General features: G+C 74.6%; 14 protein-coding genes. 5 read left to right on the top strand and 9 right to left on the bottom strand.

All coding sequences use genetic code 11. The annotated features are described in order from the left end of the window. Positions 1 to 10: 10 nt before the first annotated feature. The 3 genes from pntB to ABEB06_RS32325 all read right to left on the bottom strand — a co-directional run bounded on the left by pntB (position 11) and on the right by ABEB06_RS32325 (position 6,066). Complete coding sequence (gene pntB, locus ABEB06_RS32315; protein WP_345700454.1) at positions 11 to 1,471, bottom strand: Re/Si-specific NAD(P)(+) transhydrogenase subunit beta; 1,461 nt, start codon at positions 1,469 to 1,471, stop codon at positions 11 to 13. Between the two features lie 6 nt (positions 1,472 to 1,477). Continuing rightward, positions 1,478 to 3,034 carry a Re/Si-specific NAD(P)(+) transhydrogenase subunit alpha gene (locus tag ABEB06_RS32320; protein WP_345700455.1) on the bottom strand — a complete coding sequence of 519 codons (1,557 nt, stop codon included), beginning with the start codon at positions 3,032 to 3,034 and terminating at the stop codon, positions 1,478 to 1,480. Between the two features lie 158 nt (positions 3,035 to 3,192). Further along, positions 3,193 to 6,066, bottom strand: a complete 2,874-nt coding sequence (locus tag ABEB06_RS32325; protein WP_345700456.1) for an FAD-binding and (Fe-S)-binding domain-containing protein — start codon at positions 6,064 to 6,066, stop codon at positions 3,193 to 3,195. Between the two features lie 69 nt (positions 6,067 to 6,135). On the opposite strand from ABEB06_RS32325, the gene ABEB06_RS32330 reads away from it, so the two are divergent. Then, positions 6,136 to 6,750 (top strand): HIT family protein, encoded by a 615-nt coding sequence (locus ABEB06_RS32330; protein WP_345700457.1) that lies wholly within the window; start codon positions 6,136 to 6,138, stop codon positions 6,748 to 6,750. A 103-nt stretch (positions 6,751 to 6,853) separates the two neighbouring features. Then, on the top strand, positions 6,854 to 7,939 hold the full coding sequence (locus tag ABEB06_RS32335; protein ID WP_345700458.1) for a glycoside hydrolase family 19 protein: 1,086 nt from the start codon (positions 6,854 to 6,856) through the stop codon (positions 7,937 to 7,939). Here ABEB06_RS32335 and ABEB06_RS32340 read toward each other — a convergent pair. The 4 genes from ABEB06_RS32340 to ABEB06_RS32355 form a co-directional block, all read right to left on the bottom strand. Continuing rightward, positions 7,936 to 8,598 (bottom strand): hypothetical protein, encoded by a 663-nt coding sequence (locus ABEB06_RS32340; RefSeq protein ID WP_345700459.1) that lies wholly within the window; start codon positions 8,596 to 8,598, stop codon positions 7,936 to 7,938. The two genes, ABEB06_RS32335 and ABEB06_RS32340, sit on opposite strands and share 4 nt — an antisense overlap. A gap of 83 nt (positions 8,599 to 8,681) precedes the next feature. Beyond that, entirely contained in the window at positions 8,682 to 9,674 is a 993-nt protein-coding gene (locus ABEB06_RS32345) for a glycosyltransferase family 2 protein (protein ID WP_345700460.1), read from the bottom strand. Positions 9,675 to 9,834: 160 nt separating this feature from the next. Continuing rightward, positions 9,835 to 10,638, bottom strand: coding sequence for an aggregation-promoting factor C-terminal-like domain-containing protein (locus ABEB06_RS32350; RefSeq protein ID WP_345700461.1), 804 nt, complete (start codon positions 10,636 to 10,638; stop codon positions 9,835 to 9,837). Between the two features lie 553 nt (positions 10,639 to 11,191). Continuing rightward, positions 11,192 to 12,526, bottom strand: a complete 1,335-nt coding sequence (locus ABEB06_RS32355; protein ID WP_345700462.1) for a pectate lyase family protein — start codon at positions 12,524 to 12,526, stop codon at positions 11,192 to 11,194. 169 nt (positions 12,527 to 12,695) lie between these two features. Between ABEB06_RS32355 and ABEB06_RS32360 the strand changes: the two genes are divergently transcribed. After that, a complete protein-coding gene (locus tag ABEB06_RS32360) occupies positions 12,696 to 14,333 on the top strand; it encodes a HEAT repeat domain-containing protein (protein ID WP_345700463.1) in 1,638 nt (545 codons plus the stop codon). A gap of 227 nt (positions 14,334 to 14,560) precedes the next feature. Here ABEB06_RS32360 and ABEB06_RS32365 read toward each other — a convergent pair whose 3' ends face one another. Continuing rightward, positions 14,561 to 15,565: an ArsR/SmtB family transcription factor gene (locus ABEB06_RS32365; RefSeq protein WP_345700464.1), complete on the bottom strand. Its 1,005-nt coding sequence runs from the start codon at positions 15,563 to 15,565 to the stop codon at positions 14,561 to 14,563. Between the two features lie 201 nt (positions 15,566 to 15,766). Between ABEB06_RS32365 and ABEB06_RS32370 the strand changes: the two genes are divergently transcribed. Together ABEB06_RS32370 and ABEB06_RS32375 are read left to right on the top strand one after the other, a co-directional pair. Next, positions 15,767 to 16,363, top strand: a complete 597-nt coding sequence (locus ABEB06_RS32370) for a DUF4328 domain-containing protein (RefSeq protein ID WP_345700465.1) — start codon at positions 15,767 to 15,769, stop codon at positions 16,361 to 16,363. A 63-nt stretch (positions 16,364 to 16,426) separates the two neighbouring features. Further along, positions 16,427 to 17,707, top strand: a complete 1,281-nt coding sequence (locus ABEB06_RS32375; protein WP_345700466.1) for a metallophosphoesterase — start codon at positions 16,427 to 16,429, stop codon at positions 17,705 to 17,707. A 27-nt stretch (positions 17,708 to 17,734) separates the two neighbouring features. Here the strand turns inward: ABEB06_RS32375 and ABEB06_RS32380 are convergent, their stop codons facing one another. After that, positions 17,735 to 17,971, bottom strand: coding sequence for a hypothetical protein (locus ABEB06_RS32380; RefSeq protein ID WP_345700467.1), 237 nt, complete (start codon positions 17,969 to 17,971; stop codon positions 17,735 to 17,737). Positions 17,972 to 18,065: the final 94 nt, after the last annotated feature.

Raw genomic sequence — 18,065 nt, forward strand, 5'->3', positions numbered from 1 at the left:
GTGCCCGTTCTCAGCGGCCGACCGCGGTCGGCCTGCGGTTCGCCGCCTCGTCGGGGGCGTCGGCGTCGAGGGCGCGCAGGATGTCCTCCACGCTCTGCTTGGCGTCGCCGAACAGCATGCTGCTGTTCTCCCGGAAGAAGAGCGGGTTCTGCACGCCCGCGTAGCCGGAGGCCATCGAGCGCTTGAACACGACCACGTGCTCCGCCTCCCACACCTTCAGCACCGGCATGCCGGCGATCGGGCTGGTCGGGTCCTCGGTGGCGGCCGGGTTGACGGTGTCGTTGGCACCGATGACCAGCACCACGGTGGTGTCGGAGAAGTCGTCGTTGATCTCGTCCATCTCCAGGACGATGTCGTACGGCACCTTGGCCTCGGCGAGCAGCACGTTCATGTGCCCGGGCAGCCGGCCGGCCACCGGGTGGACGCCGAAGCGGACCTCGACGCCGCGCTCGCGCAGCCGGCGGGTGAGCTCGGCGACCGGGTGCTGGGCCTGCGCCACCGCCATGCCGTAGCCAGGGGTGATCACCACCGAGCCGGCCCGGGAGAGGAGCTCGGCCGCCTCCTGGGCGCGGATCTCGCGGTGCTCGCCCTGCTCCTGGTCGCCGCCGGACGGCGCCTCGATGCCGAAGCCGCCGGCGATGACGGAGATGAAGGAGCGGTTCATCGCCTTGCACATGATGTACGAGAGGTACGCACCGGAGGAGCCGACCAGGGCGCCGGTGACGATCAGCAGGTTGTTGTCGAGCAGGAAGCCCGCTGCCGCCGCCGCCCAGCCGGAGTAGCTGTTGAGCATCGAGACGACGACCGGCATGTCGCCGCCGCCGATCGAGGCGACCAGGTGCCAGCCGAGCAGCAGGGCCAGCACGGTGACCGCGATCATCAGGCCGAGGTTCGGGCTGACGGTGAACCAGACGGTCAGGGCGACGAAGGCGCCGAGCGCGCCCAGGTTGAGCAGGTTCTTGCCGGGCAGGACCAGCGGCCGGGAGGCGATCCGGGCGGACAGCTTCAGGAAGGCGACGATCGAGCCGGTGAAGGTGACCGCGCCGATGAAGATGCCGATGAACACCTCGGCGTGGTGGATGCCCAGCAGGTCGGCGCCGACCGCGGTCTGCGCGGCGCCGTGCGCCTCCACCTCCAGGTAGCTGTTCCAGCCGACCAGCACCGCGGCCAGGCCGACGAAGCTGTGCAGCACGGCGATCAGCTCGGGCATCTCGGTCATCTCGACCTTGCGGGCCCGCCAGATGCCGAGCACGGCGCCGATCGCCATCGCGATCAGGATCAGCGCGACCGCGCCGGCCGAGATCGACTGGGCGGCCACCACCACGGTGGCGACCAGGGCGAGGGCCATGCCGGCGATGCCGTAGACGACGCCGGCGCGGGAGGTGCGGTGCTGGGAGAGCCCGGCCAGGCTGAGGATGAAGAGCAGTGCCGCGACCAGGTCGGCGGCGTGGGAGGCCGTCGTGGATGTCATCGTGGCTCAGCCTTTCGAGAACATGTTCAGCATGCGGCGGGTGACGGCGAAGCCGCCGAAGATGTTCACGCTGGTCAGCAGGATCGCGACGAACGCCAGTACGGTGACCAGCGTGCTCTCGTGCCCGATCTGCAGCAGCGCGCCGATGATCACGATTCCGGAGATCGCGTTGGTCACCGACATCAGCGGGGTGTGCAGCGCGTGGTGGACCTTGCCGATCACGTAGTAGCCGATCACCACGGCCAGTGCGAACACCGTGAAGTTGGCGGCCAGTTGGGCCGGGGCGAAGGCGACCAGCAGGAACATCGCCAGCATGCCGGCGCCGATCAGGCCGTACCGGACGGCCGGGGTCAGCCGGGACGGCTCGGGCGCGGCGGCGGCCGGCGCGGCGGCGGGTTGGGCGGCCGGGGCGGCCGAGACCGACACGGCCGGCGGCGGCCAGGTGGTCTCGCCCTCGCGGACCACGGTCACCGCCCGCTGCACCACGTCCTCGAAGTCGAGGGTGAGCCGGCCGTCCTTGCCGGGCGTGACCAGCTTCAGCAGGTTGACCAGGTTGGTGCCGAACAGCTGCGAGGCCTGGGCGGGCAGCCGGGAGGCCAGGTCGGTGTAGCCGATGATGGTCACGCCGTTGTCGGTGACCACGGTGCGGCCCGCGACGGTGCCCGCGACGTTGCCGCCCTGGGCGGCCGCCATGTCGACGATCACGCTGCCGGGCTTCATCGCCGCCACGTCCTCGGCGGTGATCAGGCGCGGCGCGGGCCGGCCCGGGATCAGCGCGGTGGTGACGATGATGTCCACGTCCCTGGCCTGCTCGCTGTAGAGCTCGGCGGCGGCGCGGTCGTAGTCGGCGGAGGTGGCCTTGGCGTAGCCGTCGGTGCTGGCCTCCTGGGTGACGTTCACCGGCAGGTACTCGCCGCCGAGCGACTTCACCTGGTCGGCGACCTCGGGCCGCGGGTCGGTGGCCCGGACGATCGCGCCGAGGCTGGACGCGGCGCCGATCGCGGCGAGGCCCGCCACGCCCGCGCCGGCCACCAGGACCTTCGCGGGCGGGACCTTGCCGGCGGCGGTGACCTGGCCGGTGAAGAAGCGCCCGAAGACGTGCGCGGCCTCGATCACCGCCCGGTAGCCGGCGATGTTCGCCATCGAGCTGAGCACGTCCATCGACTGGGCGCGCGAGATCCGGGGCACCGCGTCCAGCGCCAGCGCGGTCACCGGACGGGCCGACAGGGCCTCCAGCAGGTCCGGGCGGAGCGCGGGGGACAGCAGGCCGACCAGGGTGGCGCCGTCCCGCAGCCGGGCGATCTCGCCGGTGCTCGGGGCGTTGACCTTGATCACGACGTCGGCGGCCCAGGCGTCACCGATGCCCGCGCCGGCCTCGACGTACGCCGCGTCGGTGAAACCCGACGCGGAGCCCGCTCCGGACTCGACCACGACCTCGTAGCCGAGCGCGAGCAGCCCGCGGACGGTCGCCGGGGTGGCGGCCACGCGGGTCTCACCGGCGGTCGACTCGGCGACGACGCCGAGGCGCTGCGGTGGGTGGTCCGTAGGGTCGTGTGCAGACATCTCTCGTGTCTCTCTCGTCGGAGGAGCTGTTGACGGGGGGATCTGCGCGGGGACTGACGCGTGGTGAGCGCCTCCCCTTGGACGCAGGAACCTACACGTCCGAGCTGCCCACCGGCACGGTGCGAAGTGGTGACATGTTTCACCAATTCGCCCACGATTCAGTTGATCCCGAGCGCTCGGAGGACCACTTCGGCCAGGTGCAGCGGGCGGTGGCCCGGGGCCAGGTCGTTGATCTGGGTGCGGCAGCTGAGCCCGTCGGCGAGCAGCAGGGTGTCCGGAGCCGCCGCGCGGACGGCGGGCAGCAGCACCCGTTCGGCGGCGGCCACCGACACCTCGTAGTGGCCGCGCTCCATCCCGAAGCTGCCGGCCAGGCCGCAACAGCCGGAGTCCAGGACGGTGTTGGCGAGGCCGAGGCGCTCGGCCACCCGGCGGTCGGCGTCGGTGCCGAGCACCGCGTGCTGGTGGCAGTGCACCTGGGTGAGGGCGGTGTCCCCCAGGCGGGGGAGGTCCACCCCGTGGTCGTCCAGGAGCTCGGCGAAGGTCCGCACCCTGGCGGGCAGCCGGTGCTCACCGATCAGGCGCGGCCACTCCTCGCGCAGGGTGGCGGTGCAGCTGGGCTCCAGGCCGACCACCGGGAGGTCGGGCGGCAGCCGGGCCAGGCTGCGGCGCATCACCCATCGGGCGAGCGAGAGTTGGCCGGTGGAGACCAGGGTGAGGCCGCAGCAGACCCGGCCGGCCGGCAGCCGGACCGCGAAGCCGAGGCGTTCCAGCGCCAGCACGGCGGCCCGCGCGGGCGCCGGGTCGAGCAGGTCGGCCATCGAGTCCGGCCAGAGCAGCACCGGGGTGGCCCCCACGGGTTCGGGGTGGGCGGCGCGGTACCGGCGGAACCAGCGTCCGAAGGTCTCCGGCGGCAGCGCCGGCAGCGAGCGGCGCCGGTCGATGCCGGCCGCCCGGCGCAGCACCGCCGCCGCGCCGCGGTGCCGCGCGAGGACGTTGAACAGGCCCGGGGCCAGCGCGGCGCCGCGCAGCCAGAGCGGCAGCCAGCCGAGCGCCAGGTGCGAGCGCGGGCGCGGCCGCCACCGGTAGTGCTGGTGCAGGAACTCCGCCTTGTAGGTGGCCAGGTCGACCTGGACCGGGCACTCGCTCGCGCAGCCCTTGCAGCCCAGGCACAGGTCGAGCGCCTCCCGGACCTCCGCCGAGCGCCAGCCGTCGGTGACCAGCTCCCCGCGCAGCATCTCGGCCAGCAGCCGGGCCCGGCCGCGGGTGGAGTGCCGCTCCTCGCCGGTCGCCATGTAGCTGGGGCACATCACGCCGCTCGCGGTGTCCACGCACTTGGCGACGCCGACGCAGCGGTGCACCGCGTTCAGCAGGCTGCCGCCGTCGCGCTCGTACGGCAGGGCGAGCGGCAGCGCGCGGAAGCGGCCGGCGACCCGCAGGTCGGCGTCGAGCGGGCGCGGGTCGACCAGGACGCCGGGGTTGAGCAGGTTCTCCGGGTCCCAGATCCGCTTGAACCGGCCGAACAGCGCCAGGACCTCGGGCGGGTACATCCGGGACAGCAGCTCGGAGCGGGCCTGCCCGTCGCCGTGCTCACCGGAGAGCGAGCCGCCGTGCGCCACCGCCAGGTCGGCCGCCTCCTCCATGAACTCCCGGAAGACCCAAGGCCGTTCGGCGAGCGGGAAGTCCAGCCGCAGGTGGACGCAGCCCTCCCCGAAGTGCCCGAACGGGACGCCGCGCAGGCCGTGCCGGGCCAGCAGCCCGCGCAGCGCCCGCAGGTAGTCGCCGAGCCGCTCGACCGGGACCGCGGAGTCCTCCCAGCCGGGCCAGGCCGGGACGCCGCCCGGCACGGCCGGGTCGGGCAGCCGGGTGACGATCCCGGCGGCCGCCTCCCGCACGGCCCACAGCCGGCGCTGCTCCCCGGGGTCGTCCAGCACGGTGACGGTGGCCCGCGGGGTGCGGCGGACGGCGGCGGCCAGCGTGCGGGCCCGGTCCGCGGCCTCGGCGGTGTCCGCCCCGCCGGTCTCCAGGAACAGCCAGCAGGCGCCGTCCGGCAGCCGGTCGAGGACGGCCGGCCGGCGGCCCGCCGCGGCGAGGGCGGCGAGCAGGTCGGCGGCCATCCCCTCGGCGGTGAGCGGCCCGAGCGGCAGCAGGTCGGGCAGCGCGTCGGCGGCGGCCGCCTCGTCCGGGTACCCGGCGACCACCAGCGCCCGGGCGGCGGGGGCGTCGACCAGGCCGACGGTGGCGCCCAGCAGCACCGCGCAGCTGCCCTCCGACCCGGCGAGCGCCCGCGCCAGGTCGTGGCCGTGCTCGGGCAGCAGCGCGTCCAGCGCGTAGCCGGAGCCCCGGCGCGGCAGGGCGGGCATGGCGCGGCGCAGCAGCGCCAGGTGGTCGGCGGCCAGGGCCTGCAGGGCGCGGTGGAGTTCGCCGGCGCGGCCGGTCCGGGCGGCGAGCCGGTCGCGCCCGGCCGGGGTGAGCGGGCCGCCGACGGTGAGCTCGGTGCCGTCGGCGAGCAGCAGGTCGAGCGAGTGCAGGTGGTCCGAGGTGCGGCCCCAGGCGACCGAATGGGCGCCGCAGGCGTTGTTGCCGATCATGCCGCCGAGGGTGCAGCGGCTGTGCGTGGACGGGTCGGGCCCGAAGCGCAGCCCGTACGGGCGGGCGGCGGCCTGCAGGTCGTCCAGGACGGCGCCGGGTTCGACCCGGGCGGTGCGGGTGCCGGGGTCGACGGCGAGGACGCGGTTCAGGTGGCGGCGGAAGTCCAGCACCACGGCGCCGGGTCCGGTCGCCTGCCCGCCGATGCTGGTGCCCGCGCCGCGCGGCACCACCGGCACCCCGTACTCGCGGCACAGGGCCACCGCGGCCCGGACGTCGTCCGCGTCGGCGGGTTTGACCACGCCGCGCGGCACCTGGCGGTAGTTGGAGGCGTCCTGGCTGTAGACCGCGCGCTCGGCCGCCCCGAAGCGGACCTCGCCGCGGAGGGTCGAGCGCAGGGCACGGGCCAGGTCGGCGGTACGGCCGACGGCGTCGGAGGTGGCCATGGTGTCGATGATCGCAGGCGATCGGTATCCGCATGCGGCGACGCGGCGTCGTCTGGCAGGCTCGCGCACATGATCGAAACGAACGGAACCGCCCCGACCCCGTACCTCGCGCGCCAGCCGATCGGCGAGCGCCTGGTCGTCCCCGAGGACGGCGCCGCCAGCTGGGACATCTTCCCCTACGAGGGCGGGCCGACCGGCCGCGTCCTGGATCCGGTCGCACTGCCCGAGCCGCCCCGGGACGGCGAGGACGGTCCGGACGACTGCGCGATCTGCGCCCGCGCGGACGACAGCTACCTGTGGACGGACGAGAACTGGCGGCTGACCGGCGTCCGCGAGGCGCCCGGCGTGCCCGCGGTGCTGCTGCTCCAGCCGCGGGCCCACCACGACCTGGCCGACCTGCCGGCCGAGCGGTCCGCCGAGATCGGCCCGCTGCTGCAGCGGGTGGAGCGCGCGGTGCGCTCGCTGGACGGCGTCGCCCGGGTGCACGTCAACCGCTGGGGCGACGGCGCCGCCCACTTCCACCTGTGGCTGACCGCCCGGCCCGAAGGCATGCTGCAGCTGCGCGGCTCGCTGCTGCCGCTGTGGGAGGAGATGCTGCCGCGGCTGCCGGAGGAGGAGTGGCGGGAGAACAACCGCCGGATCGCCGCCGCGATGGCGGCCGGCGGCGGCACCGCGCACGTGTAGTGACGGACCCTCAATCCCGTTATGGTCCAGACCTCTTGACAGGTCTGGACCAAAGCGCTTGAGTGCGTGGCACCCCCACTCGATCCCCCACGAGGAGTGGCACATGTCCAAGCGCAGGATCATCGCGATGCTCGCCTCGGCGGCCGCCGCCGCAGGGCTCGCCGCGCTCACCCCGCTCGCCTCCCCCGCCTACGCGGCGAGCTGCGCGACCCCCTACGCGGCCGCCACCGTCTACACCGGCGGCATGACCGCCTCCTACAACGGCCACAACTGGCAGGCCAAGTGGTGGACCCAGGGCGAGACCCCCTCCACCGGCGGCTCCGGCGTCTGGGCCGACCAGGGCACCTGCGGCGGCGGCTCGACCCCCACCCCCACGCCGACCGGCAACTGCACCTACCCCGCGTGGAAAGCCGGCCAGAACTACACCACCGGCACCGTGGTCCGCTACACCGACGGCAACCTGTACATCGCCGAGCACGACAACCCGGGCTACGACCCGGTCGTCTCCACCTGGTACTGGGACCCGTACAGCTGCAGTGGCGGCTCCACCTCCACCCCGCCGAACCCCGGCGGGTTCGTGGTCTCCGAGGCCCAGTTCAACCGGATGTTCCCGAACCGGAACTCCTTCTACACCTACTCCGGCCTGGTCGCGGCCCTGAGCGCCTACCCCGGCTTCGCCAAGACCGGCAGCGACACGGTGAAGAAGCAGGAGGCGGCGGCGTTCCTCGCCAACGTCAACCACGAGACCGGCGGGCTGGTCCACATCGTCGAGCAGAACACCGCCAACTACCCGCACTACTGCGACACCTCGCAGCCGTACGGGTGCCCGGCCGGCCAGGCCGCGTACTACGGGCGCGGCCCGATCCAGCTCAGCTGGAACTTCAACTACAAGGCCGCCGGCGACGCGCTCGGCATCAACCTGCTGAACAACCCGAACCTGGTGCAGACCGACGCCGCCGTTGCCTGGAAGACCGGCATCTGGTACTGGATGACCCAGAACGGACCCGGCACCATGACCGCGCACAACGCGATGGTCAACGGCGCGGGCTTCGGCGAGACCATCCGCTCCATCAACGGTTCGATCGAGTGCAACGGCGGCAACCCCGCCCAGGTGCAGTCCCGGATCAACTCCTACCAGAACTTCACCGCGATCCTGGGCGTGCCGACCGGGGGCAACCTGTCCTGCTAGGGCGTCGGCGGGGCCGGGACCGTCGGGATGGTCGGCACCACCGGCACCACCGTCACCACCGGGGCGGCGGGCGGAAGCTCGCCGCCCCGGTGGTCCTTCGGGTCGGGCTCGTCGTGGGTGGCCAGGATGGTGTCGAAGACCTCGCGCAGCTTGTCGGTCGCCTGCTTGGAGAACAGGCCGCACAGGCCCGCGACCCCGGCGAAGCCGTACGGGTTGGTGGCGTTGCCCTCGGTGCCGCCCGCGAACAGGCCGCCGCGCAGCAGGAAGTAGACCAGCACCGCGAGCGCCGCGCCGATCCCCGAGCGCAGCAGGTACCAGGGCACCCAACTGCGCACCAGGCTGTGCTTGCCGGCGTAGGTGGCGAAGGAGGTGGCCGCGTGCACGAAGCTGCCGAGGCCGCTGGTGGCCACCACCACGACCAGCAGTGCGGTGTTGGCGGTCAGCCGGACCGGGCCGAGGCCCAGCGGCCACCAGACGACGGCCTTCGGCGCCTGCGGCGAGGTGAGGTCGCTGAGCGGCGCCCAGATCGAGATCAGCACCGCGAGGCAGAGCGCGGCCTCCGCGATCAGGACGAAGCCGAGCAGCGTGGTGGACCGGACGGAGAGCGTCCGGGGCCCGGCCGGCCCGGGGTGTCGCGACGGGGTGTTCGGCTCCGACATGGAAGTCCCGATCTGTCGGGCGAAACTGACTGTCCGTCGATTCTACCGGGCCGGGACCGACCGGGGAACGGCCTGGGTCGCCGCTACCGCCGGCCGACCGCGCCGCGCGCGATGTGCGAGAGCTTGGCCACCTCGAAGGCCGCGTACGCCCCGGTGGCGAGCAGCGAGAACTTGATGCCCTCCCGCCCGTCCGGCCGGCGGTAGCCCTCGGGGACGAAGCGCCGGTAGTGCTCGGCGGCGCGGTGGAAGAACTGCGGCCGCTCGGCCCGGGGCACGCAGCCCGCCAGGTCGAAGACGAAGAGGTAGTGCCGGATCATCCGGGTGAACAGGTGCGGGCGGGCCGGTTCCGCGTCGGCGGTGCGCTCCAGCAGGCCGAAGCTGTGCTCGTACTGGTCGAAGACGTCGAAGTGGCTGCTGCCCGGCGAGCCCACCGGGTGCAGGGTGTGGCGGCGGCGGATGGTCACGCACTCGCGGTCCAGCACCGCGATCCGCCCGGCGGCCAGCAGCGACTCGTGGACGGCGGGCACCTCCTCGTAGTGCCCGTCCGGGAAGGCGGGGACGGCCTCGCGGCGGATCAGCCGGTCCCAGGCGAGCGGCGGGGCGCCGAGCAGCTCGGGCCGCTCCAGCGGGGCGAACACCTCCGGGCCGGCCGCGGCCAGCAGCTCGGACGCGCCGCCGGGCCAGATCCGGCCGCGGTGCTCGCGGTTGTGGCCGAACAGCAGGACGTCGAGGTCGCCGGTCTCCTCCAGCCGGTCGGCCATCGCCTGCAGCGCGTCCGGGGCGAGCAGGTGGTCGCTGTCCAGGAAGAGCACGTACCGGCCGCGGGCCTGGGCGGCGCCGGCGTTGCGGCTGCGGCCGATGCCGACGGCCGCGTTCAGGCGGAGCACGGTGACCCGGGGGTCGCGCATCTCGTACGCCTCGACCAGCCGCTCGGGGCACTCCGGGGAGCGGTCGACCACCAGGACGATCTCGAAGCCGCGGAAGGACTGGGCGAGCAGCGAGTCCAGGCATTCCTTGAGCTGCTGCTGCAGGTCGTAGGCGGGGACCACGACGGAGATCAGAGGTGAGTCGGCCATGGCCGCAGAGGCTATGGGCGGGGACACCAGCACGCAAAGGCCGGAAGCCGCGCGAAAACGCCCAAGCCGGGACAAGATCGAGCGGACGTGTGCGGAATCTTCACTCCGCGAGCACGCCCGCTCTACAACTACCGACCGGTACGGGTCGGTATTGACTGGATCAGTACCAGTTGTGCGCCTGCCAGAACGACCAGGCCGCGCACGGGCTGCCGTAGGTCTCGTTCATGTACTGCAGGCCCCACTTGATCTGGGTGGCCGGGTTGTCCCGCCAGTCCGCGCCGGCCGAGGCCATCTTGGACGCCGGGAGCGCCTGGACCAGGCCGTACGCGCCCGAGGAGGGGTTGGTGGCGTGCACGTTCCAGCTGGACTCGCGCTCCACGATGTTGGAGAAGCACTGCAGCTGGGAGGCCGGGACGATCTGCGCGGCGATCTGCTGCGGGGTGCCCGAGTAGGTCGAGGTCAGCGCGGAGCGGGCCTGCGAGCGGGAGGCGGCCTCGGCGTCGGCCTTCGCCTTCGCGTCGGCGGCGGCCTTGGCGGCGGCAGCGGCCTTCGCCTGTGCGGCGGCCTTCGCCTTGGCCTCGGCGTCCGCCTTGGCCTTCGCGTCGGCGGCGGCCTTCGCGTCCGCGGCCGCCTTGGCGTCGGCAGCGGCCTTCGCGTCGGCCTCCGCCTTCGCGGACGCCTCGGCGGCGGCCTGGGCCTCCGCGGACGCCTTCGCCGAGGCCTCGGCCGAGGCCTGCGCCTCGGCGGCGGCCTGGGCCTGCGCGGCGGCCAGCTGGTCCACGTCGGGGGTGGCGGCGGCGACGGCGGTGGGCGGGGCTGCGGCCTCGGCGGTCGTGGCGTCCTGCGGCAGGGCGATGGCCAGCGTGGCGGAGCCCGCCACCGCCAGGGTGGCGACGCCGGTGATCAGCGCGTTGCGGCGGTTCTGCAGCTTCGCGCGGAGCTGGTGGGTCTTGCGGTGCTGCATGGGCGGGCGACCTCTTCCGTCTCGCGGTGCCGTATCCGGGCACACGGGCATCGCGAAGCGTGTTCGGGGAACAGGCCCGCGGACCGTGTCGGACGGCCGTGCGCCCCGGCCGTACGGCGCGGGGCGGGCGGGTTGGCGCGGCGGGAGAGAGCCGCGCCGCCTTGCGACCGGGACATTCTTGGCAGAGGCCCTTATGGCGGCGCAACGGGCTCGAAAACTACTGCCGGTAGTAGGCACGGCAGTGCGCCCGTGATCGACTCGGGCGCGTCACCCCGGTTTACCCGGCCCCCGCGCCGACCAAACCCGGGATGTCCGATTGGCGCCGATTTCCCGGCTGACCTGCGGAATTCCGGGAGCGTCCGGAGCCGCCCGGCCGTCCGGCCCGGTCGTCGGCGTCCGCCGGGCGGGGGCGACGACTATGCAGGGCCGTAGTCGCGGTGGGGCGTGTGGGCGGGCTCACAGGAACCGCGGAGGACCTTCGGCGCAGCGCGACCGTGCGGTCACCCGGGGGTGACCGCACGGCGGTGACCGGCGGGGGAGGGCCCCGCAGGGGTCAGAGGTGGCCGATGCCGGCGTGGTGGCCGACCAGGTGCGGCAGCTTGTCCGCGCGGTCGACCCGCAGGCGCAGGGTCGGCGTCCAGGTGCTCTCGGCGGCGAGCGGCGTGGCCGGGTGCGCCTCGTTGAAGGCGGCCGCCAGGTCGACCGGCGCGCCGTTGACCAGGTTGCCGGTCGCGCTCAGCCCGGTGCCGCCCCAGTTGTAGAGGACCTTCCCGGCCGGGGCGTTCGCCGGCAGCTCGAAGTAGTTCGCCTCCGCGACGATCTGCGAGGACTTGCCGACGCCGATGCTGTACTCGTACTCCTCCGCGCCGACCGCGTAGTAGTTGTTGAAGACGTCCACCTGCCCGAACCGCACCCGCGGGGCCCGCTGCACGGTGTTGGACCACAGGTTGTGGTGGAAGGTCACTCGCAGGTGCCCCGGGTCGACCTTGGACGTGTTGCTGCTGCCCACCAGGTTGGTCTTGTCGTGGTCCTCGAAGGCGTTCCACGAGGCGGTGACGTAGTCCGAGCCGTTGGTGACGTCCAGCTGGCCGTCGTGCACCTGGTACGGCCGCCCGAAGTACTGCGGCTGCGCCGCGTCGGGGTTGCGGCCGTCGGTGAAGGTGTTGTGGTCCGCCCAGACGTGGGTGGCGTTGTAGAGGGTCACCGAGTCGTACTCGGAGTTCCAGTTGCCGGTCGCGCCGTCCTTCGGGTCCCAGGACGGGAAGCAGTCCGCGGCGTCCTCGAACGTGGTGTTGCGGATGATCACATTGTCGACGTTCTTCACCACGAACCCGCCGCCGAGGATCCGCGCGGTGTGCCGCAGCCCGACGATCGTGGTGTTCGCGCCGACGTTGATCTGGATCTGCCGGGCCTGCGCCTTCTGCGCCGCGTCCCGGGCGTCCTCCAGCGGCCCGCTGGGCTCGGTGGCCGTCCCCCAGGTCGCCGGGTCGTACGCCGCCAGGTAGGCGGGGAGCGAGTAGCCCGTGCCCGCGGCGTAGTCGGCGCAGGTGAGCGGGCGGCCGGCGTCGTCGGTGTTCAGGTCGATCGTCCCGGCCAAGTAGATGATCTTGGGGGTGGCGTTGCCCGCGTTGGTGGCGTTGTCGCCGCCCAGCGCCGCCACCAGCTCGGCCCGGTCGTGCACCAGGAACGCGTGCCCGGCGTCCGCCGCGCCGCCGCCCGTCGTGCCGGTGGTCGCCGAACCCCAGCCGTCGGACGCCGCCAGGGCCGCCCGGCCGATCCCCTCCCAGTGCGGAGTGACCGTGGACGCGGCGGACGCGGTGCCGGGGAACGCGATCGCCGCGGCGAGCAGCGACGCCGTGCCGAGGAGGAGCGAGCGGGGAATACGCATGGAAGTCCCTCGAGTGGATGTTCACGTGTATGAACGGTGGACTTGTCTGTGGGCCGAAGGTAGGGGCGATTCTGAGGGGCGGTCAAGAGGTGCGACTGCACATGTGTTTGGTGTTCACGGATGTGAAAACCTGTCGGGCTGGAGGCGGACGCCCTGAAGGACGGCGGACATGCGGACGAACCAGGCCCTGATCGGCGCCCTGACCAGCGACGACCCCGACCGGGCCGGCCGAGCCCTCACCCGGCTCGCCCGGCACCCGCGCGAACTCGCCGCCCTGGACGACCGGATCCGCCGGGTCCACCGCTGGGACGCCCGCGCCTTCCCGCAGCTCACCGCCGCCGAGACCGCCGTCCGGGGAGGCCGCGCCGACCGGGCCGCCCTCGCCCTCGCCGCCTCCCACGCCAACGGCTGGGTCCGGGAGCTGGCTGTGCGGCAGATCATCGCCTCGCCCGACCCCGAGCTCACCCCCTGGCTCGTCCTGCGCACCGCCGACTGGGTCGAACCCGTCCGCGACCTCGCCCGCACCGGTCTGCTCCGCCTCCTCGACCGTGCCCCCGCCACGTACGGGCCCGCCGCCGCACCCACCGCCCTGCTGCTCACCGCGCGCAATCGCGGCAGCTTCCCCCGCCGGCAACTCGTTGCCGCCCTCGCCGAGCCACCCGGCCGCAACGAACCCGACCTGCTCGCCCTGCTCCTCGCCTCACCGGTCGCCGCCGTCCGGCAGTTCGCGCTCCGCGAAGGCGGACGGCGGCTCGGCCCGCGCGACCTGCTCGCCCTCGCCGAACACGGTGCCGACCCCGGCCTGCGGGCCGCCGCCGCCGAATCGACCGCCAAGGCCGCTGTTTGGTCCGGACAGCCCGACCCGTTGCGCCGGCTCGCCCGCTCCCCGCACGGCTACGTCCGCGCCGCCGCCCTCACCGGCCTCGCCCGGCTCGGACACCTGGACGACGTCACCCGGCACCTGGACGACCCCGACGCGCTGGTCCGGGCCCGGGCCCGCGACGCCGCGCGCCGCAGCGGAGCCGAACCGCTCGGCTTCTACCGCGCGCGCGTCGCCGAACTGGCGGCGGCAGGCGAGGCCCTTCGCCCGGCGAGCGCGCCCGACGGGAGCGGGGCCGTGACGGGCGCCGTGACGGACAGCGCCCGCGGCGGCGCCCGGGACATCTGGGACATGACGGATGTCCCGGGCGCGGCCGGGGCCTCGGCGCGGGCCGGCGGCGCGGTCGCGGGCGGGGGCGGTGGCGGGCCGGCGGTGCTCGCTGTGATCGACGGGCTGGCCGAAACCGGCGGGCGCGGTGACATCCCGCTGCTGACGGGCCTGCTGGCGCATCCGGCGGACGCCGTTCGGGCCCGGGCGCTGCGCGGGCTGCGGCAACTCGCCGGCACCGAAGCGCCCGTGGCGCCCGTCCTGCCGCTGCTGCGGGACCGTTCACCGCGCGTGGTCCGGGCCGCCGCGGACCTGCTGCGACCCCTCGCAGCCGGCCTTCCGGACGGATACGCCCGCGCCCTGCTCGACGACGAGGACCGGGCGGTCGTCCGTCGGGCCGGCTACCACCTGCTCCACGAACCCGACCCGGTCGCCCGGCTGCTGGTGCAGCTGCGGGTCGCCGCCGACCCCGACCCGCGCCTCGCCGCCCGAGCCGCCGCCGACGCCGTTGGCCTCGTCCGCCGGGCCGCGGCCAGTTGCCGACTCCGCCCCGACCCCGCCACCCGCGCCGAACTCCTCGCCCTCGCCGCCGCCCTCACCGACCGCCTCGGCCCCGATCACCTGGACCTCCTCCACCGCGCGACCGCCGACCACGCATAGGCGCGAGACCCGGACGGGAACCCTCGCCCGCCGACGCGGCCGCCGGTTACCGGCGGCGTACCGGCGCGCCACCTCGCCCTTGCCCGCGCGGGTGACCGACCGGCTCGTCCCCTTCCCCCGGGCGACCGTCCGAGGCGCGAGGGCGCGCGGCCCGAGCGGCAACTCGCCGCACTCGGCGGCGCGGCTCCTCCGCCGTCGGCGGCGCGTGGGTGCGAGGCCCGGGCCGGTCAGGTGGAAGTCCGGTCGTCCCGGGAGAGGAGGGCTTCGCCGAGCGGGGTGAGGGTGTGCTGGATCCGGCGCCCGAGGCGGTGGCTGTGGAGCAGCCCGGCGTCGCGGAGCACGGTGGCGTGCTGGCTGGCACCGCCGGCCGAGATACCGAGGCGGCGGGCGAGGTCGCCGGTGGTGGTGCCGCCGTCGGCGGTGCGCAGGACGGCGGCCCGGGTGGTGCCGATCAGGGCGTCGAGCGCCCGGCCGCCCGGTGCGTCGGCGGTGAGGACGCGCGCCGCCGCCAGGGTGTCGCGCAGGACGGGGTAGACGAGCAGCAACTGCTCGTCCTCGTGCAGGGGCAGGTAGAGGTGGATCGAGCGGGCGAGCGCCGAGGGTGCGAGCAGCAGGCCCTGCCCGCACAGGTGGATGTCGGTCCGGCCGGGGGTGTGCGGGCGGTAGTCCACTTCGAGGACGGGCGGGCGCCAGCGGACGCCGGGGTGGAGCGAGCCGAGCAGCGCGTCCGTGCCGCCGGTGACCATCTCGGTGGCCTTGGCGGCCCGTTCGGCGGTCAGCACCCGCTCGATCCGGTCCCAGTGCGGTGCCACGGACACCCGGTGGGCGGTCCGGAACGCCGCCGTCAGGCTCGCCGTGGCCTGTGCCTCGCCCCGCGCGGCGCCCGCGACGAAGCGGGGGATCCTGGCCCGCAGTCCGTCCGGCGCGTCGGCGATCTCGGCGGCGATCAGCCCGCGGCGGGCGGTCAGCCGGTCGAGGCCGTCGTCGAGCCGGTCCGCCGGCCCGGCGACGGTGAGCAGGTCGAGCGGTCCGGCGGGGTGGGCGATGCCGACGGCCAGCTCCCGGGCCTCGCCGTGCAGTTGGCTGCGCACGCGCCGGCGCCAGCCGCCGAGGAGGTCGTCCTCGCCGCGGTGCTGGGCGGTGCTCAGGGCGAGTTGGGTCTCGGCGAGCGGCCCGAGCAGGGTGAGCCGGGTGCGTCCGATGTCCGCCGCGGTGAGGTGGAGCCGGAGCACGTCGTCCTCCCGAACGTCCCGACGGGCCGAGACCTTCGGTCCCGGGCCCGAGGCTAGTCGGTGCGGGAACCGTCGTCCGGGGATCCGCCCGATGTCGCCTCCGCCACCGGCGCCCCGGGCTCACCGGCCCGAGCCGGCGGGGCTACGCTCCATCCGGTCCCGCGCATGATCGACAACGCGGGCGGACGCTCAGGAGCTCGGGTGAGTACGGAAGCAGTCGGCGAGGCGGCGCGTCAGGACGTCACGGTCGGGGAGCAGCCGGTCGTGGAGAAGCCGGTCGTGGACCCGGGGCCCGCGGCCGTCGCCGCGCAGGCGGTGATCGCGGCGTACACGGTCGCCCAGCTCGCGGTGGGACTGGCGGGCGGGACGCGGTCCGGGTTCTTCGCGGCGTACGTGCCGGTCGGCCTGGTGCTGATGGTGGGGAGCGTCGTGCTCTTCCTCCGCTGGTTCAGCCGCTGCCGCCACAACGCCCGGGCCTTCGACCCGGCCGGGCACCGGTTCGGGCCGGGGCTCGCGGTCGGCGGCTGGTTCGTCCCGCTGGCGAACTTCTGGATCCCGTACCGCGTCACGCTCGACATCTGGCGGGCGAGCGGACCGCGCGGCGGCGAGTGGCTGCTCAACGCCTGGTGGGCCGCCTGGCTGGCGAAGACCCTCGGCGCGGCCGTCCTCATGCAGACCCAGGCCCACCCGGACGGTTACTCCGCCTTCGACCAGATCACCGGTGCGGTCGCCGGCGTCCTGGCCGTCCTGGTGATCCGCGCCCTGACCGCCCGGCAGCGCGCGAGGCTCGCCGCCTGACGCCCGCCGGCCCGGTCAGGGGCGGTGGCGGTGCGGGGGGCGGGGGCGCCGATACTGGCTGGCATGGTGATCGTGGTGGTGTTGGTGGTCGCCCTCGTGCTGATCGGTGCGGGGCAGTGGTACCTGTGGCGGCGGCTGGTGCGGGACGTGTCGCGTCCGGGCGGCCGGTGGCGGCGGGCGGGCACGGTGCTGGCGGTGGTGCTCCCGGTGCTGTCGTTCGGGGCGCTGCTCGGTGGGCGGGTGCTGCCGATGGCGGCCGAGCGGTGGCTGGCGTGGCCCGGGTACCTGTGGCTGCCGGTGATGCTGTACCTGGTGCTGGCGCTCGCCGTCGGCGAGCTGGTCCGGCCGGTGCTGCTGCGGTGGCCCCGGCGGCGGGCGGCCGAGCCGGCGGCGGTTGCGGTGCCGGTGGCGGCGAGCGCGGGGAGCGGTCCGGCTGACCCGGCGGACCCCACGGGCGCGGCGGAGACGACGGCGGGGACGACGGCGGGGGAGCCCGAGCGCGGACGGGAGCCGGTCGACGCGTCGCGGCGGCTGTTCGTGTCGCGGGCGGTCGCCGTCGCGGCGGGCGGCGTCGCGGCGGGCGTGGTGGGCAACGGCGCGTACGGGGTGCTGCGCGGGCCGCGGGTGAAGCAGGTGACGGTGCCGCTGGCGAAGCTGCCGCGGGCCGCGCACGGCTACCGGATCGCGGTGGTCAGCGACATCCACCTCGGGCCGATCCTGGGTCGGGGGCACACCCGCCGGATCGTCGACACCATCAACGCGACCCAGCCGGACCTGATCGCCGTCGTCGGTGACCTGGTCGACGGCAGCGTGCCCGACCTCGGTCCGGCCGCCCGGCCGCTGGCGGACCTGCGGGCCCGGGACGGCGCGTTCTTCGTCACCGGCAACCACGAGTACTTCTCCGGTGCGGCGCCGTGGGTGGAGTTCGTCCGGGAGCTGGGCGTGCACCCGCTGGAGAACGACCGCACCGAGCTGCCGTACTTCGACCTGGCCGGGGTGAACGACATCGCCGGCACGGCGGAGGGCCACGGCCCGGACTACGCCAGGGCGTTGGGCGACCGCGACCGGGCCCGTGCGTCGGTGCTGCTCGCGCACCAGCCGGTCACCATCCACGACACCGTCAAGTGGGGCGTGGACCTGCAGCTCTCCGGCCACACCCACGGCGGGCAGCTGTGGCCGGGCAACTACCTGGCGGAGCTGGCGAATCCGACGGTCGCCGGGCTGGAGCGGTACGGCGACACGCAGCTGTACGTGACGCGGGGCGCGGGTGCGTGGGGGCCGCCGGTGCGGGTCGGTGCGCCGTCGGACATCACGGTCATCACGCTGGCGTCGAAGGCCGCCTGAGGCCCTGAGGTCCTGAGGCCCTGAGGGTCAGAACAGGGTGGTGCCGGCGGCCTGCTGCTCCTGGCCGGGGAGGGGGAGCTGGAGGTCGAGGGCGGCGGGCTCGACCGGGCGCAGCGAGCCGATGCAGCTGACCAGCGCGCCGGTGGACTCGCGCGGCACGTCCGGTGCGTCGTGGCGACTGGCCCGCCACTGGGCCACACCGTGGGGGAGGGCGGCGACGGTTCGGCGGCAGAACTCGCAGGTCGTGCGCGGCATCTTCGTCATGCCCCGATTGTGCCGCGGCGGGCTGACAGGGAAAGGGTCGTGAACCGGCCGTCTCGGGATGTGAAATGTCCGGTCTCGACATGTGGGAGATCCC

It is taken from the genome of Kitasatospora terrestris (genome assembly GCF_039542905.1).
In the GTDB taxonomy this organism is placed as follows: Bacteria; Actinomycetota; Actinomycetes; order Streptomycetales; family Streptomycetaceae; genus Kitasatospora; species Kitasatospora terrestris.

What these genes read in the sequence shown, in the direction of transcription:
- ABEB06_RS32320 (WP_345700455.1), bottom strand. Translation starts at nt 3,034, where the DNA reads ATGTCTGCACACGACCCTACGGACCACCCACCGCAGCGCCTCGGCGTC.
- ABEB06_RS32355 (WP_345700462.1), bottom strand. Translation starts at nt 12,526, where the DNA reads ATGCGTATTCCCCGCTCGCTCCTCCTCGGCACGGCGTCGCTGCTCGCC.
- ABEB06_RS32350 (WP_345700461.1), bottom strand. Translation starts at nt 10,638, where the DNA reads ATGCAGCACCGCAAGACCCACCAGCTCCGCGCGAAGCTGCAGAACCGC.
- ABEB06_RS32375 (WP_345700466.1), top strand. Translation starts at nt 16,427, where the DNA reads ATGGTGATCGTGGTGGTGTTGGTGGTCGCCCTCGTGCTGATCGGTGCG.
- ABEB06_RS32325 (WP_345700456.1), bottom strand. Translation starts at nt 6,066, where the DNA reads ATGGCCACCTCCGACGCCGTCGGCCGTACCGCCGACCTGGCCCGTGCC.
- pntB (WP_345700454.1), bottom strand. Translation starts at nt 1,471, where the DNA reads ATGACATCCACGACGGCCTCCCACGCCGCCGACCTGGTCGCGGCACTG.
- ABEB06_RS32345 (WP_345700460.1), bottom strand. Translation starts at nt 9,674, where the DNA reads ATGGCCGACTCACCTCTGATCTCCGTCGTGGTCCCCGCCTACGACCTG.
- ABEB06_RS32340 (WP_345700459.1), bottom strand. Translation starts at nt 8,598, where the DNA reads ATGTCGGAGCCGAACACCCCGTCGCGACACCCCGGGCCGGCCGGGCCC.
- ABEB06_RS32360 (WP_345700463.1), top strand. Translation starts at nt 12,696, where the DNA reads ATGCGGACGAACCAGGCCCTGATCGGCGCCCTGACCAGCGACGACCCC.
- ABEB06_RS32330 (WP_345700457.1), top strand. Translation starts at nt 6,136, where the DNA reads ATGATCGAAACGAACGGAACCGCCCCGACCCCGTACCTCGCGCGCCAG.
- ABEB06_RS32380 (WP_345700467.1), bottom strand. Translation starts at nt 17,971, where the DNA reads ATGACGAAGATGCCGCGCACGACCTGCGAGTTCTGCCGCCGAACCGTC.
- ABEB06_RS32335 (WP_345700458.1), top strand. Translation starts at nt 6,854, where the DNA reads ATGTCCAAGCGCAGGATCATCGCGATGCTCGCCTCGGCGGCCGCCGCC.